This is a genomic window from Agromyces sp. CF514, assembly GCF_900113185.1.
In the GTDB taxonomy this organism is placed as follows: Bacteria; Actinomycetota; Actinomycetes; order Actinomycetales; family Microbacteriaceae; genus Agromyces.
The window spans coordinates 2187651-2201528 of record NZ_FOZD01000001.1; the positions used below are offsets into that span (position 1 = coordinate 2187651).

At 71.9% G+C, this 13878-nt stretch carries 9 protein-coding genes; 5 read left to right on the top strand and 4 right to left on the bottom strand.

What is annotated here, in order from left to right; genetic code table 11:
• Positions 1 to 4: 4 nt before the first annotated feature.
• Together glgB and BM342_RS09710 are read right to left on the bottom strand one after the other, a co-directional pair.
• Positions 5 to 2221 (bottom strand): 1,4-alpha-glucan branching protein GlgB, encoded by a 2217-nt coding sequence (gene glgB, locus BM342_RS09705; protein ID WP_092965205.1) that lies wholly within the window; start codon positions 2219 to 2221, stop codon positions 5 to 7.
• On the bottom strand, positions 2214 to 4235 hold the full coding sequence (locus BM342_RS09710; protein WP_092965207.1) for an alpha-1,4-glucan--maltose-1-phosphate maltosyltransferase: 2022 nt from the start codon (positions 4233 to 4235) through the stop codon (positions 2214 to 2216). Before BM342_RS09710 ends, glgB begins: the two co-directional genes overlap by 8 nt.
• An 82-nt stretch (positions 4236 to 4317) precedes the next feature.
• Between BM342_RS09710 and glgP the strand changes: the two genes are divergently transcribed.
• The gene (glgP, locus tag BM342_RS09715) at positions 4318 to 6891 is read left to right on the top strand and encodes an alpha-glucan family phosphorylase (RefSeq protein WP_092965209.1); all 2574 of its coding nucleotides are present in this window, start codon (positions 4318 to 4320) and stop codon (positions 6889 to 6891) included.
• Positions 6892 to 6935: 44 nt separating this feature from the next.
• Here the strand turns inward: glgP and ybaK are convergent, their stop codons facing one another.
• Together ybaK and glgX are read right to left on the bottom strand one after the other, a co-directional pair.
• A complete protein-coding gene (gene ybaK / locus BM342_RS09720; protein ID WP_092965211.1) occupies positions 6936 to 7433 on the bottom strand; it encodes a Cys-tRNA(Pro) deacylase in 498 nt (165 codons plus the stop codon).
• Positions 7433 to 9604: a glycogen debranching protein GlgX gene (glgX, locus tag BM342_RS09725; protein WP_092965213.1), complete on the bottom strand. Its 2172-nt coding sequence runs from the start codon at positions 9602 to 9604 to the stop codon at positions 7433 to 7435. Before glgX ends, ybaK begins: the two co-directional genes overlap by 1 nt.
• A gap of 38 nt (positions 9605 to 9642) precedes the next feature.
• On the opposite strand from glgX, the gene BM342_RS09730 reads away from it, so the two are divergent.
• The 4 genes from BM342_RS09730 to BM342_RS09745 all read left to right on the top strand — a co-directional run bounded on the left by BM342_RS09730 (position 9643) and on the right by BM342_RS09745 (position 13841).
• Complete coding sequence (locus tag BM342_RS09730) at positions 9643 to 10866, top strand: cysteine desulfurase family protein (RefSeq protein WP_092965215.1); 1224 nt, start codon at positions 9643 to 9645, stop codon at positions 10864 to 10866.
• A gap of 79 nt (positions 10867 to 10945) precedes the next feature.
• Positions 10946 to 12067, top strand: coding sequence for a tRNA 2-thiouridine(34) synthase MnmA (gene mnmA, locus BM342_RS09735; protein ID WP_092965217.1), 1122 nt, complete (start codon positions 10946 to 10948; stop codon positions 12065 to 12067).
• Between the two features lie 180 nt (positions 12068 to 12247).
• Positions 12248 to 13048 carry a hypothetical protein gene (locus tag BM342_RS09740; protein ID WP_143109808.1) on the top strand — a complete coding sequence of 267 codons (801 nt, stop codon included), beginning with the start codon at positions 12248 to 12250 and terminating at the stop codon, positions 13046 to 13048.
• A 34-nt stretch (positions 13049 to 13082) separates the two neighbouring features.
• The gene (locus BM342_RS09745; RefSeq protein ID WP_092965221.1) at positions 13083 to 13841 is read left to right on the top strand and encodes an aminoglycoside 3'-phosphotransferase; all 759 of its coding nucleotides are present in this window, start codon (positions 13083 to 13085) and stop codon (positions 13839 to 13841) included.
• Positions 13842 to 13878 lie beyond the last annotated feature (37 nt).

The following is a 13878-nucleotide window of genomic DNA, read 5'->3' on the forward strand; positions in this document are numbered from 1 at the left end:
GCGTTCAGTCCAGCGTGAACCAGACGGCGCCGAGCGGCGGAAGCGTGAACTCGGCCGACGCCGGCCGCCCAGCCCACGGCGTCGCCGTCGCGTCGACCCCGCCGAGGTTGCCGACGCCGGATCCGCCCCACTGCGCGGCATCCGAGTTCAGGATCTCGCGCCAGCGGCCGGTGATCGGGAGCCCGAAGCGGACGCGTTCGTGCGGCACGCCCGAGAAGTTGACGATGCACAGCAGCGGGCGGCGTTCGCGGTCGTAGCGCAGGAACGCGACGACGTTCTGCTGGGCCGCTCCGCCCTCGATCCACTCGAAGCCTGCGGCCTCGTCGTCGAGCTGCCAGAGCGCGGCCTGCTCGCGGTATGCGCGGTTGAGCGCGCCGACGAACTCGGCGAGCTGCTTGTGGCTGGGCTGCTCGAGGATCCACCAGTCGAGCCCGCGCTCCTCGCTCCACTCGGAGAGCTGGCCGAACTCCTGACCCATGAAGAGCAGCTGCTTGCCGGGATGGGCCCACATGAACGAGAGGTAGGCGCGCACGTTCGCGAGCTGCTGCCAGTGGTCGCCGGGCATCTTGCGGATGAGCGAGCCCTTGCCGTGCACGACCTCGTCGTGGCTGATCGGCAGCACGAAGTGCTCGCTGAACGCGTAGAGGAACGAGAAGGTGAGGTCGTGGTGGTGGTGCGACCGGTACATCGGGTCCTTCGAGATGTACTGCAGCGTGTCGTGCATCCACCCCATGTTCCACTTGTAGCCGAACCCGAGGCCGCCGTTCGAGGTCGCGGCGGTGACTCCTGGGAACGAGGTGGACTCCTCGGCGATCATGACGATGCCGGGATTGCGCTTGTAGGCGGTGGCGCTCGCCTCCTGGAGGAATCCGATGGCCTCGAGGTGCTCGCGACCGCCGTGGATGTTCGGCTCCCATTCGCCGTCGGCGCGCGAGTAGTCGAGGTAGATCATCGATGCCACGGCGTCGACCCTGAGGCCGTCGACGTGCATCTCCTCGAACCAGAACAGGGCGTTCGCGACGAGGAAGTTGCGCACGCGCGGGTTGCCGTAGTCGAAGACGTACGTGCCCCAGTCCTTCTGCTCGCCCTTGCGCGGGTCGGGGTGCTCGTAGAGCGCCTCGCCGTCGAAGCGCGCGAGCGCCCAGCCGTCTTTGGGGAAGTGGCCGGGAACCCAGTCCATGATGACGCCGTACCCGGCCTGATGCAGGCGGTCGATGAGGTACTTGAGGTCGTCTGGGCTTCCGAATCGGCTGGTCACGGCGTAGTAGCCGGTGACCTGATACCCCCACGATCCGCCGAACGGATGCTCCGCGAGGGGCATGAACTCGACGTGCGTGTAGCCCAGCCAGCCCAGGTACTCGATGAGCTCGTCGGCGACGTCGCGGTAGGAGCGGCCGGGCCGCCACGAGCCGAGGTGCATCTCGTAGATGCTCATCGGGCGTTCGTGCGCGTTGGTGCGGGCGCGCTCGGCGATCCAGTCGGCGTCGTCCCACTCGTGCGTGGAGACCTCGACGATCGAGCCGGTCGCCGGTGAGACCTCGGCCTGACGGGCCATCGGGTCGGCCTTCATGATCCACTCGCCCGAGGCGGTGAGGATCTCGAACTTGTAGGTCGCGCCCGGCTCGACATCGGGGACGAACAGCTCCCAGACCCCGGACGAGCCCATGCTGCGCATGGTGTGCGACGTGCCGTCCCACCGGTTGAACCCGCCCACGACGCGGACCGCACGGGCGCGCGGCGCCCACACGGTGAACGACGTGCCCTCGACCGGCGCCGCCACGCCCCAGTGGGAGCGTCGATGGGCGCCGAGCACGCGCCAGAGCTCCTCGTGCCGGCCTTCGCCGATGAGGTGCAGGTCGAGCTCGCCGATGCTCGGCACGAACCGGTAGGGCTCGTCGCTCGTCCACTCGTCGTCGCCGTAGGTCGCTCGGATCAGGTAGTCGCGCGGCGTGGCATCGGCGACGCCGGCCCACACCCCGTGCCCGATGTGCTGCAGGGGGAGCGGGGGCGAGTCCGCGAAGAGCGCCTCGACCGTGTCGGCGAGCGGGCGGCGCGTGCGGATCACGGTGGCTGCGGCATCCGCTCGCCCGTCGCCCGCCGCACCCGTGACGATCGGATGCTGCCCGAGCACCGAGTGCGGGTCGGCGTGACGGCCCTCGGCGACCGCCGTCAGCACGTCGTCGGGGACCGTGGGGCCGGCCGCCGGCATCCGGTCAGACATGCGCGCCTCGCACGACGTGCAGCACGTGCGCGGGCCGTGTGAACGCGTCGAGGCGCACGTAGTTCGAGTGGCCCCACTCCCAGCGATGCCCGGTGACCAGGTCTTCGACGGCGAATCGCGCGCCCGGCGCGATGCCGATGGACTCGAGATCGAGGTGCACGGTGGTCTCCCTCACGGAATGCGGGTCCACGTTCGCGATGACGATGATCGTGTCGTCGACGCCGTCGGGGGTGAATCGGCCCTCGAGATGCTTCGAGTAGACGAGCACGGCGTCGTCGTCGCTGGTGTGGAACCTGATGTTGCGCAGCTGCCCGAGCGCGGGGTGAGCGGAGCGGATGCCGTTCAGGATGCCGAGATACAGGCCGAGCGAGCGGCCCTCGGCCTCGGCCGCGGCGAAGTCGCGGGGCTTGTACTCGAACTTCTCGTTGTCGATCGCCTCTTCGGCGCCGGGACGCGCGACGGACTCGAAGAGCTCGAAGCCCGAGTAGACGCCCCAGTTCGGCGCGGCGGTCGCGGCGATCGTCGCGCGCACCGTGAACGCGGCCGGGCCGCCGAACTGCAGGTACTCGGTGAGGATGTCGGGCGTGTTCACGAACAGGTTGGGCCGCATGAAGTCGGCGGTCTGCTGCGAGACGCTGGTGAGGAACTCCTCGAGCTCCTCTTTCGTGTTGCGCCAGGTGAAGTACGAGTAGGACTGCTGGAAGCCCGCCATCGCGAGGGCCTGCATCATCGACGGGCGGGTGAACGCCTCGGCGAGGAAGACCACGTCGGGATCGGTCGCGTTGATCTCGCCGATGAGCCGCTCCCAGAAGGCGAGCGGCTTGGTGTGGGGGTTGTCGACGCGGAAGATGCGCACGCCCTGCTTCATCCAGTGCCGCACGATGCGCTCGACCTCGGCGAAGACGCCCTCTGGGTCGAGGTCGAAGTTCACCGGGTAGATGTCCTGGTACTTCTTCGGCGGGTTCTCGGCGAAGCGGATGCTGCCGTCGGGAAGTACCGTGAACCACTCGGGGTGCTCGGTCACCCAGGGGTGGTCGGGCGAGGCCTGCAGCGCGAGGTCGAGCGCGACCTCGATGCCGAGGGCGTTCGCGCGGCGCACGAAGGCGCGGAAGTCGGCGAGCGTGCCGAGATCGGGATGCACGGCGTCGTGCCCGCCCATGGTGCCGTCGGCCAGCGGGCCGCCGATGGCCCATGGCGAACCCGGGTCGCCGGGTGCCGGGTCGAGCGTGTTGTTGGGCCCCTTGCGGTTCGTCACGCCGATGGGGTGGATCGGCGGCAGGTAGAGCACGTCGAACCCCATGGCCGCGACGCCGTCGAGGCGCTTCACCGCCGAACGGAACGTGCCCGACTTCCAGGTGCCGTTCTTCAGCCGCCGCGCACCCTCGGACCGGGGGAAGAACTCGTACCACGACCCGACGCCCGCGCGACGGCGCTCGACGAGGATCGCGTGCTCGTCGGAGTCGCTGCTGAGCTCGGCGAGCGGTCGGGTGACGAACTCGCCGAGCGCGGGGTCGTCGACGAGCTCCCGACGGCCGGCGACGGATGCCGCGGGGTCGCGCAGCTTCGCCGCGATCGCCGTCAGGCGCCTGCGGGCGGCCGCGGGCCGCGACTTGTCGGCGACCGCGCGGTCGAGCAGCCTCGCGCCGATCTCGAACATGAGCTCGACGTCGACTCCGGCGTCGATCTTCAGCGCGGCGTCGTGCCGCCAGGTGCCGATCTCGTCGTCGAAGCCCGTGACGTGCCAGTGCCATTCGCCGATCTCGTCGAGCAGGACGCTCGCCTCCCACCGGTCGGTGCCGGGCGCCGTCAGCGACATGCGCTCGCGGCGCACCAGCCCGGACGGGGCGGTGAGCACGAGCATTGCTCCGACCTGATCGTGCCCCTCGCGGAACACGTTCGCCCGGAACGGCACCACTTCGCCGTCGAAGGCCTTCGGATGCCAACGGGGGTCGGGCACGGCGGGGGAGAGCCGGGTGACGGGGATGCGACCGGCGCGAACGGATCGGGTGCTCACGTGAACGACCGTAGCGCGGAATGCCTCGCCGGGGCGTGCCGACGTTCACACATTCGACATGCACGGCACGTAGGTTGGTGCCGTGAAGCCGATTCGCAAGTTCACCGTCCGCGCCGTCGTCCCTGCCCCGCTCTCGGCACTCGAGGAGCTCGCCGCCAACCTCCGCTGGTCGTGGCACGAACCGACCCGGCGATTGTTCGAGGCCATCGATCCCGAACTGTGGCGCGCCTCGAACCGCGACCCCGTGACACTCCTCGGCGAGGTCGCGCCCGAACGGCTCGCGGCGCTCGCCGGCGACGGAGGATTCGTCGACTGGGCCGAGCGCGAACGCGCGGGGCTCCGCGCGTACCTCGACGAGCCGCGCTGGTTCCAGTCGCTCGGCGCCGAGGTGCCCCGCACCATCGCGTATTTCTCGCCCGAGTTCGGCATCACGGCGGCGCTGCCGCAGTACTCCGGCGGACTCGGCATCCTCGCAGGCGACCACCTGAAGGCCGCCTCCGACCTGGGCGTGCCGCTCATCGGCGTCGGCCTGTTCTACAAGGCGGGCTACTTCTCGCAGTCGATCACCGACGACGGCTGGCAGCAGGAGCGCTACCCGGTGCTGGACCCCGACGGGCTGCCGCTGTCACTGCTGCGGCATCCCGACGGATCGCCCGTGCAGGTCACGCTCGCGCTGCCGGACGACGGCTCGCTGCACGCGCGCGTCTGGACGGCCGCCGTCGGACGCATCCCGCTGCTGATGCTCGACACCGACATCCCGGCGAACACCGATGCGCTGCGGTCGGTCACCGACCGTCTCTACGGGGGCGGCGGCGAACACCGCCTGCTGCAGGAGCTCCTGCTCGGCGTCGGCGGAGCGCGGGCGGTCAAGGCCTACACCGAGCTCACCTCACGGCCCGCGCCCGACGTGTTCCACATGAACGAGGGGCACGCCGGGTTCCTCGGCCTCGAGCGCATCTCGACGCTCATCGGCGAGGGGCTCTCGTTCGCCGAGGCGCTGCAGCTCGTGCGCGCGGGCACCGTGTTCACGACGCACACCCCCGTTCCCGCGGGCATCGACCGCTTCGACCGCGGGCTCGTGGAGCGCTACCTCACCTCGTCGCTGCTGCCCGGCGTCGAGCTCGCCGACGCGCTCGCTCTGGGGGTCGAGCCCGGCGCGGACCCGGCCACGAGTGCGTTCAACATGGCCGTCATGGGGCTGCGGCTCGCCCAGCACGCGAACGGCGTGTCGAAGCTGCACGGCGAGGTGAGCCGGCGCATGTTCGGCGACCTGTGGCCCGGTTTCGACAGTGACGAGGTGCCCATCACGTCGATCACGAACGGCGTGCACGCGCCGACGTGGACCGATCCGGCGCTCGTCGCGCTCGCCGAGTCCAACCTCGGCACCGGCGACACCGAGCACGCCGACTGGCGGAGCGAGGCGGTCTCCGACGCCGAGTTCTGGGGCGTCAAGCGGGGCATGCGACTGCAGTTGGTCGAAGACGCGAGGCGCCGCCTCGCTGCGGCGTGGAGCGAGCAGCACGCCGGCGCCCAGCCGCCGAAGTGGGTGCGACAGGTGCTCGACCCCGACACGCTTACGGTCGGGTTCGCGCGTCGCGTGCCCACCTACAAGCGCCTCACGCTCATGCTGCAGGATCCCGAGCGGCTGAAGGCCATCCTCACGAACCCCGAGCGCCCCGTGCAGTTCGTGATCGCGGGCAAGTCCCACCCCGCCGACGACGAGGGCAAGCGGCTCATCCAGAAGCTCGTGCAGTTCGCCGCGCAGCCCGAGCTCCGCGAGCGCATCGTGTTCCTGCCCGACTACGACATGGGCATGGCCGAACTGCTGTACCCCGGTTGCGACGTGTGGCTGAACAACCCGCTCCGCCCGCTCGAGGCGTGCGGCACGTCGGGCATGAAGGCCGCCATGAACGGCGCGCTCAACCTCTCGATCCTCGACGGCTGGTGGGCCGAATACGAGGGGGAGGACTACGGCTGGGTCATCCCGTCGGCGGATGCCGCCGGCGACGCCGGCGAACGCGACGCTCTCGAGGCGGCCTCGCTCTACGAGCTGCTCGAGCACCGCGTCGCGACCCGGTACTACGAGCGCAACCACGACGGCGTCCCCGAGGAGTGGGTGCGCCGCGTGCGGACGACGCTCGACACGCTCGCACCCGAGCTCGGTGCCGATCGCATGGTCAAGCAGTACGTCGAGGAGTTGTACCGTCCGGCCGCCGAGCAGGCCGAGCGCGTCGCCGCCGACAACGACCGCGGCGCCAAGGACCTCGCGGCGTACCTCGAGCGCGTCCGGGCCGCCTGGCCGAGCGTGCGGGTCGGGCATGTGGAGTCGGGCGGCGTCGACGCGCCGCACGTGGGAGACGAACTGCAGCTGCGCGCGCACGTCGATCTCGGCGGGCTCTCCGCTGACGACGTGACGGTCGAGGCCGTGCACGGTCGCAGCAGGTCCGACGAGCGCATCGAACACGCGCAGCGCACGCCGTTGGCGCCCGCGATCACGGGCACGGATGCCGGCGCCGCCGTCGGGGGTCCGCAGCTGTACACGGGCACGATCGTGCTCGATCGCGCCGGCTCCTTCGGCTACACGGTGCGCGTCGTTCCGCGGCACGCGCTGCTCGTCTCCCCGGCGGAACTGGGGCTCGTCGCCCTCGCCGACTGAGGCGTGCGCCGTCCGGCCTGCGAGCGCAGGCCGGACGAACCCGGTCAGCGGGCTCTGGCGATGGGCGCGTAGGCGGCCGAGGTGATCGCGACGAGGTCGTCGGGCGCGAGCTCGAGGTCGAGTCCCCGGCGACCGCCCGACACGTAGACCGTCTCGCAGACGATCGCGGACTCGTCGAGCACGGTGGGCAGCGGCGTCTTCTGGCCGATGGGGCTGATGCCGCCGACGACGTAGCCGGTCTTGCGCTCGGCGACGGCCGGATCGGCCATCTCGGCCCGCTTGCCGCCGAGGGCCTGCGCGAGCGCCTTGAGGTCGAGTTGCATCGCGACGGGCACGATCGCGACGGCGAGGGAACCGTCGACCGAGGCGAGCAGGGTCTTGAACACGCGCTCGGGGTCGAGTCCGAGCTTCTCGGCGGCCTCGAGGCCGTAGGCGGCGGCACGCGGATCGTGCTCGTAGGCGTGCACTCGGAAGTCGACGCCCGCCCGGGTCAACGCGAGGGTCGCGGGCGTGCCGGCCGCGGCATCCGCTCGCCTGGCCATCAGCCGGCGGTCCGAGCGTCGCCGACCGGGTCGTCGGAGGCCGGGGGATCGATGACGGACATCGCATCGGATGCCGCGCTCGACGCCTCGCCGAGCGCCCGGTAGAGCAGCATCGCCTGCGGGGGCACCGCGATGCGCTCGCCCGGCAGGTGCTCGCTCGCCTCGGTCACCGGGTGCTCGTCGTTGGAGTCCCAGAGCAGCATGTAGCCCGTGACGCCGTCGTGCTCGGGCAGCACGACCTCGGTGGGCGTCTCGTGCGCGTGCACGACGAGCAGGATGCGGTTGAACGCCTCGACCTCGGGCGTCGACGCCGCGAGGTACTGCAGCGTGCGCTCGGCCGGGTCGTTCCAGTCGTCGATCGTCATGGTCTCGCCGTCGGCGTTGTACCAGTCCATCTGCGACGCGCTCGGCGTGGTCTCGCCGAACACGCCGAAACGCACGGGCCTGATCGCCGGGTTGTCGCGACGCAGGGCCACGAGCCGGCGGGTCGTGGCCTCGAGGCCCGCATCGCGTTCGTCGGCGCTCCACGAGAGCCAGGTGAGGTCGGAGTCCTGGCAGTACGCGTTGTTGTTGCCCCGCTGCGAACGCCCGTACTCGTCGCCGGCAGTGAGCATCGGCACGCCCGCCGAGAGCAGCAGCGTTCCGAGCAGGTTCCGGATGCTGCGCCGACGCGCCGCGAGCACCTCGACGTCGTCGGTCTCGCCCTCGACTCCGTGGTTGTAGGAGTTGTTGCCGTCGGTGCCGTCGCGGTTCTGCTCGCCGTTGCCCAGGTTGTGCTTGACGTCGTAGGCCGTGAGGTCGGCGAGCGTGAAGCCGTCGTGCGCGGTGATGAAGTTGAGGCTCGCGAGCGGGCCCCGTTCGAGGCTGAACGTGTTCGACGACCCGGCCAGGCGTGTCGCGAAGCGGCCGATGCCGCTGCCCGCGTCGCCCGTCTGCCGTTCGCGGCGCAGGTCGCCGAGCCAGAAATCGCGCATGCGGTCGCGGTAGCGGTCGTTCCACTCGACGAAGCCGCGCGGGAAGTTGCCGGTCTGCCAGCCGCCGGGGCCGACGTCCCACGGCTCGGCGATGAGCTTCGTCGCCCCGATGACCGGGTCGGCGAGCATCGCCTGCAGCAGCGGGTGATCCGGCGTGTAGGCGCCGTGGTCGTCCCGGCCGAGCGTGGCTGCGAGGTCGAGACGGAACCCGTCGACCTGGAGTTCGTCTGCGAAGTGCCGGAGCGAGTCGAGCACGAGACGCTGCGGCTCGGTGCGTCCGAAGTCGAGCGTGTTGCCGCACCCGGTCGTGTCGACGTACCGGCCGTGCGCGTCGTGGCGGTAGTACGCGGCGTTGTCGATGCCGCGGAACGAGTACGTCGGGCCCTGCCGACCCTCTTCGGCGGTGTGGTTGTAGACGACGTCGAGCACGACCTCGAGGCCGGCGGCGTGCAGGCTCCGCACCATCTCGGCGAACTCGCGGCGCACGGCTCCCGCGCCCTGCGCGCGGGCGGCCGCGGTCGCGTACGGCGCGTGGGGGGCGAAGAACGCGAGCGTGTTGTAGCCCCAGTAGTTCGTGCGGCCCTGGCGCTTCAGACGGTGCTCCGACAGGAACGCGTGCACGGGCAGCAGTTCGACGGTGGTCACGCCGAGCCCGGTCAGGTACTCGAGCGAGGCGTCGTGGGCGAGGCCCGCGTACGTTCCGCGAAGCGTCTCGGGCACGGCCGGATTCAGCTTGGAGAACCCGCGCACGTGGGCCTCGTAGACGACCGTGTGGTCGAGCGGCACCCGCGGCTTGGCCGTGCCCGCCCAGTCGAAGGCGTCCGCATCGGCGCCTCCGCCCGTGCCGCCGACCAGCGGATCGAGGGCGACGCCGTGCCATGACCCTCCGCCGACCGCGGCGAGTCCGCGCGCGTACGGGTCGAGGAGCGTCTGCGCGGGGTTGAAGGCGTGCTCCACCCCGGTGGGGCCGTCGACGCGGAATCCGTACCTGGCACCGTGCACGAGCGCCGCAGAGGACCCCTGCCACACGCCGTGGTCGTCGCGCGCGAGTTCGACGCGGTCGGTCGCCCACCCGGCGTCGGCGCGATCGAAGACCTCGAGCTCGACCGAGGTCGCGTTCGCCGACCAGACGCGGACCGTGCCGCCGTCGGGGCCGGTGCGCACACCGAGGTCGTGCAGGGGATCGCTCTCAGACATGCGATCTAGAGTAGGACCACGAACTGGTTGGAGGGCGCATGCCGGTCTATCTCGACCACGCGGCGACCACGCCGGTACGGCCGGAGGCGATCGAGGCGATGGTCGACGCGATGCGCCTCGTCGGCAATCCCGCGTCCATCCACAGCGCCGGGCAGCAGGCCAAGCGCGTGCTCGAGGAGAGCCGCGAGCGCATCGCCGCGACCCTCGGCGTCGACGGCATCGAGGTTGTCTTCACCGGCAACGGCACCGAGGCCGTGAACCTCGCGATCAAGGGACTCTGGTGGAGCCGGCAGACGGATGCCTCGCGCCCGCGCCTCATCGTCCCGGCCGGGGAGCACCACGCCACCGTCGACACGGTCGAGTGGCTGGCGACCCACGAGGGCGCCGTGATCGACGAGGTGCCGCTCGACGCGATCGGGCGACTTCGGCTCGACGTGCTCGAGGCGCTGCTCGCCGAGCACGCGGCATCCGTCGCCCTCGTCACGATGCTCTGGGCCAACAACGAGGTGGGCACGATCCAGCCGGTCGCCGAGGTCGCGCGCCTGACGGCCGCGGCGGGCGTGCCGCTGCACGTCGACGCCGTGTCGGCGTACGGGCAGGTGCCGATCGACGTGCGGGCGCTGCGTCGCGAAACGAACGCGCCGCGCGGCGCCGGGCTCGTCGCGCTCAGCGTTTCGGCGCACAAGATCGGCGGGCCCACGGGCATCGGCGCGCTCGTGCTCGACCGGTCGGCCGCGCTCGAGCCGCTCATCCACGGCGGCGGGCAGCAGCGCAAGGTGCGGTCGGGCACGCAGGACGTCGCGGCCGCCGCGGGCTTCGCCGCCGCCGCCGAGGCCGTGCAGGCCCACCTCGCCGTCGACGCCGCGCGCATGGCGTCCCTCCGCGACCGGCTCATCGCGGGCGCGCTCGCCGCGGTCGACGGCGTGCACCTCTCGGGCGACCCCGACTCCGAGGGCCGGCTGCCCGGCAACGTGCACCTCTCGTTCGACGGATGCGAGGGCGACTCGCTCCTCTTCCTGCTCGACGCCGCCGGCGTCGCCGTGTCGACCGGGTCGGCGTGTCAGGCCGGCGTGCCCGAGCCCTCGCACGTGCTCATGGCCATGGGGCGCTCCGAGGCGGATGCGCGCGGCGCCCTGCGCATCACGCTCGGCCACGACTCAACCGGTGACGATGTCGACGCGTTCCTCGCAGCCCTGCCCGCCGCGCACGCGCAGGCCGTGAAGGCCGGGCTCGCAGCGCGCGCCACGTCGTTCGACCGCTGACGCCCGCCGAGTCGCTGCGCCGCGAGTCGCTGCGCCTGCGCGCGGCATCCGTTCAGGCGGCCCTGCCTACACTGGAGGGATGAAGGTTCTCGCAGCGATGAGCGGCGGCGTCGACAGCGCCGTCGCAGCCGCGCGCGCCGTCGAGGCGGGCCACGAGGTGGTCGGCGTGCACCTGGCGCTCAGTCGCAACGCCGGCACGCTGCGAACCGGCAGCCGCGGCTGCTGCACCATCGAGGACTCGATGGACGCCCAGCGAGCCGCGAACGTGCTCGGCATCCCGTACTACGTGTGGGACTTCTCGGAGCGGTTCAAGGCCGACGTCGTCGACGACTTCATCGCCGAGTACTCGGCCGGCCGCACGCCGAACCCCTGCATGCGCTGCAATGAGCGCATCAAGTTCTCGGCCCTGCTCGAGAAGGCGCTCGCGCTCGGCTTCGACGCGGTCGCCACGGGGCACTACGCCAAGGTCCTGCCGGGCGAGTCGGGTGCGCTCGAGCTGCACCGTGCGAGTGCGGAGGCGAAGGACCAGTCCTACGTACTGGGCGTACTCACGGCCGAGCAGCTCGCGCACGCGTACTTCCCGCTGGGCAACACCCCGTCGAAGGCGCTCGTGCGCGAGGAGGCCGCGCGTCGCGGGCTCAGCGTCGCGCAGAAGCCCGATTCGTACGACATCTGCTTCATCCCCGACGGCGACACCAAGGGGTGGCTGGCCGACAAGGTCGGCACCGCGACCGGCGACATCGTCGACCGCACCGGCGCCGTCGTGGGCTCGCACGAGGGTGCGCACTCGTTCACCGTCGGCCAGCGCCGCGGCATGCGGCTCGGCACGCCGGCCGCCGACGGCAAGCCGCGCTTCGTGCTCGAGGTGCGTCCGAAGGAGAACACGGTCGTTGTCGGCCCCAAGGAGGCGCTCGCGACGGCGCTCATCGCGGGCTCCCGCTTCACGTGGGCCGGGCTCGCGCCCGCAGACCCGGCCGCGGAGTTCGACTGCGAGGTGCAGATCCGCGCGCACGCCGACCCCGTGCGGGCCGTCGCGCTGGTCGTCACGGATGCCGCGGGCACGGCGGAGCTCGTCGTGACGCCCGAGGTCCCGCTCGACGGCGTCGCCCCCGGCCAGACGGCCGTGATCTACGTCGGCACGCGCGTGCTCGGCCAGTTCACGATCGACCGCACGGTCAGCGCGGTGCCGGTCGGCATCTGAGGTCGCTGCGGCACCGTCGACCGATCGCCCCGCCTGCACGGGCGCCGGTGGAGCATGGCCCGTTCGCGCATGAGATACCCGTTGGCCGCGCGCCGTGTCAAGGCCCCACGACCGATGTCGCACCTCCCCTAGATTGACGTGCACGCCGCCGGACGGCGGCGCATTCCCGAGGAGGACGACGTGACCACCCCCCGAGTTCCCGCAGAACGAAGCGCCACGCACCCCGCACCCGCCGCCGCCGTGATCGACGAGCCCGCGCCCGATGAGCGCGACACCGTCGCGTACCCGGCTCCCGCTCACGGGGCCGGATCCGCCGGCCCCGCCGGCCCCGGCGACTCCGCCACGACGGACGACCGCCCCGCGGCGTCCGATCGGCCCGAGGCGGCCGAGGGCTCAGCCGCCGCCCTCTCGGGCGCCGCCGCCCGCCGCACCGTGGTCGGCCGTCAACGCGAGGCGTTCGGCGGCGTGAAGCTCGGATCCGCCCTGTTCGGCTGGCTGACCGCCACCGGCACCGCGGCGATCCTCACCGGCACCGTGGCCGGGGCGAGCACCGCGCTCGGCATCGACACCGCCGGCCGCGCGGCCGTGCTCACGGGCGTGGCCTCCAGCGACGTCGGCTGGGTCGCGGTCGCGGTGCTGGCCGTCATCCTGCTCGCGTCGTACTGGTGCGGCGGCTACGTCGCCGCGCGCATGGCGCGCTTCAACGGCGCCGTGCAGGGACTCGCCGTGTGGGTGTGGGCGCTGGTGATCGCGATCGTGGTGTCGCTCGTCAGCGTGATCATCGGCAGCCAGGTCGACGTGCTCGCGAACGCCAACCTCTACCCGCGTCTCACCATGAGCGCCGAGGAGTTCACCGTCGCAGGCCTCGTCGTCGCGGCGATCGTGCTCGCGGCGAGCCTCGCCGGCGCCGTGCTCGGCGGAATGGCGGGCACGCGGTACCACCGCCGCGTCGATCGCGCCGGGTTCGTCGAGGAGTCCTGATCCGGTCGACGCCCCCGCACCCCGGCGAGCTCGCGTGACGCGCGAGCTCGCCGGCGCGCCCGGCTCCGACGTCGAGGTGCCCGACGCAGTGGCGGCCTTCGCGGGCGGAGCCGAACCCGTGCCCGTGTGGCGCAACACCGTGGGCGGACTCACCTTCCGCGTGGACCGGTCGGCCGTCGACGGAGGTGCGTGCTTCGTCAAGTGGAACCCGAGCGGCTCGGGGGAGTCGCTCGGCGACGAGGAGCAGCGGCTCTCGTGGCTGCGCGGGCGGTTCCCGGCGCCCGAGGTGTTGGCCTCCGGCCGGGACGAGCGCGGCGAATGGCTCGCGACGGCGGCGATCGACGCCGAGTCCGCCGTGGCGCCGCACTGGACCGAGCGGGCGGATGTCGCGGCACGGGCCGTCGGCGAGGGGCTCCGCCTGCTGCACGGGTCGCTCGACCCTGCGGACTGTCCGTTCGACTGGTCGGTCGGAGCGCGCATCGCGGTGGCCGGGGCATCCGGACTCGTGGTGCCCGAGCGGATGCACCACGCGCCGCCGGTCGACCGTCTCGTCGTCTGCCACGGCGACCCGTGCGCGCCGAACACGCTCGTGGATCGAGCGGGTCGCTTCGCCGGCATCGTCGACGTCGCGCGACTCGGCGTCGCCGACCGGTGGGCCGACCTCGCGGTGGCGAGCTGGAGCCTCGAGTGGAACTACGGCGCCGGGTTCGAGCCCGCCTTCTTCGAGGCGTACGGCATCGCGCCCGACCCCGAGCGGATCGCGTTCTACCGGGCGCTCTGGGACGCGACCTGACCGGATGCCGCGAGCGGGCGCCCGCGGCATCCGATCT

Coding starts and splice junctions, on each gene's coding strand:
- BM342_RS09730 (WP_092965215.1), top strand. CDS start 9,643: ATGCCGGTCTATCTCGACCACGCGGCGACCACGCCGGTACGGCCGGAG.
- mnmA (WP_092965217.1), top strand. CDS start 10,946: ATGAAGGTTCTCGCAGCGATGAGCGGCGGCGTCGACAGCGCCGTCGCA.
- glgX (WP_092965213.1), bottom strand. CDS start 9,604: ATGTCTGAGAGCGATCCCCTGCACGACCTCGGTGTGCGCACCGGCCCC.
- ybaK (WP_092965211.1), bottom strand. CDS start 7,433: ATGGCCAGGCGAGCGGATGCCGCGGCCGGCACGCCCGCGACCCTCGCG.
- glgB (WP_092965205.1), bottom strand. CDS start 2,221: ATGTCTGACCGGATGCCGGCGGCCGGCCCCACGGTCCCCGACGACGTG.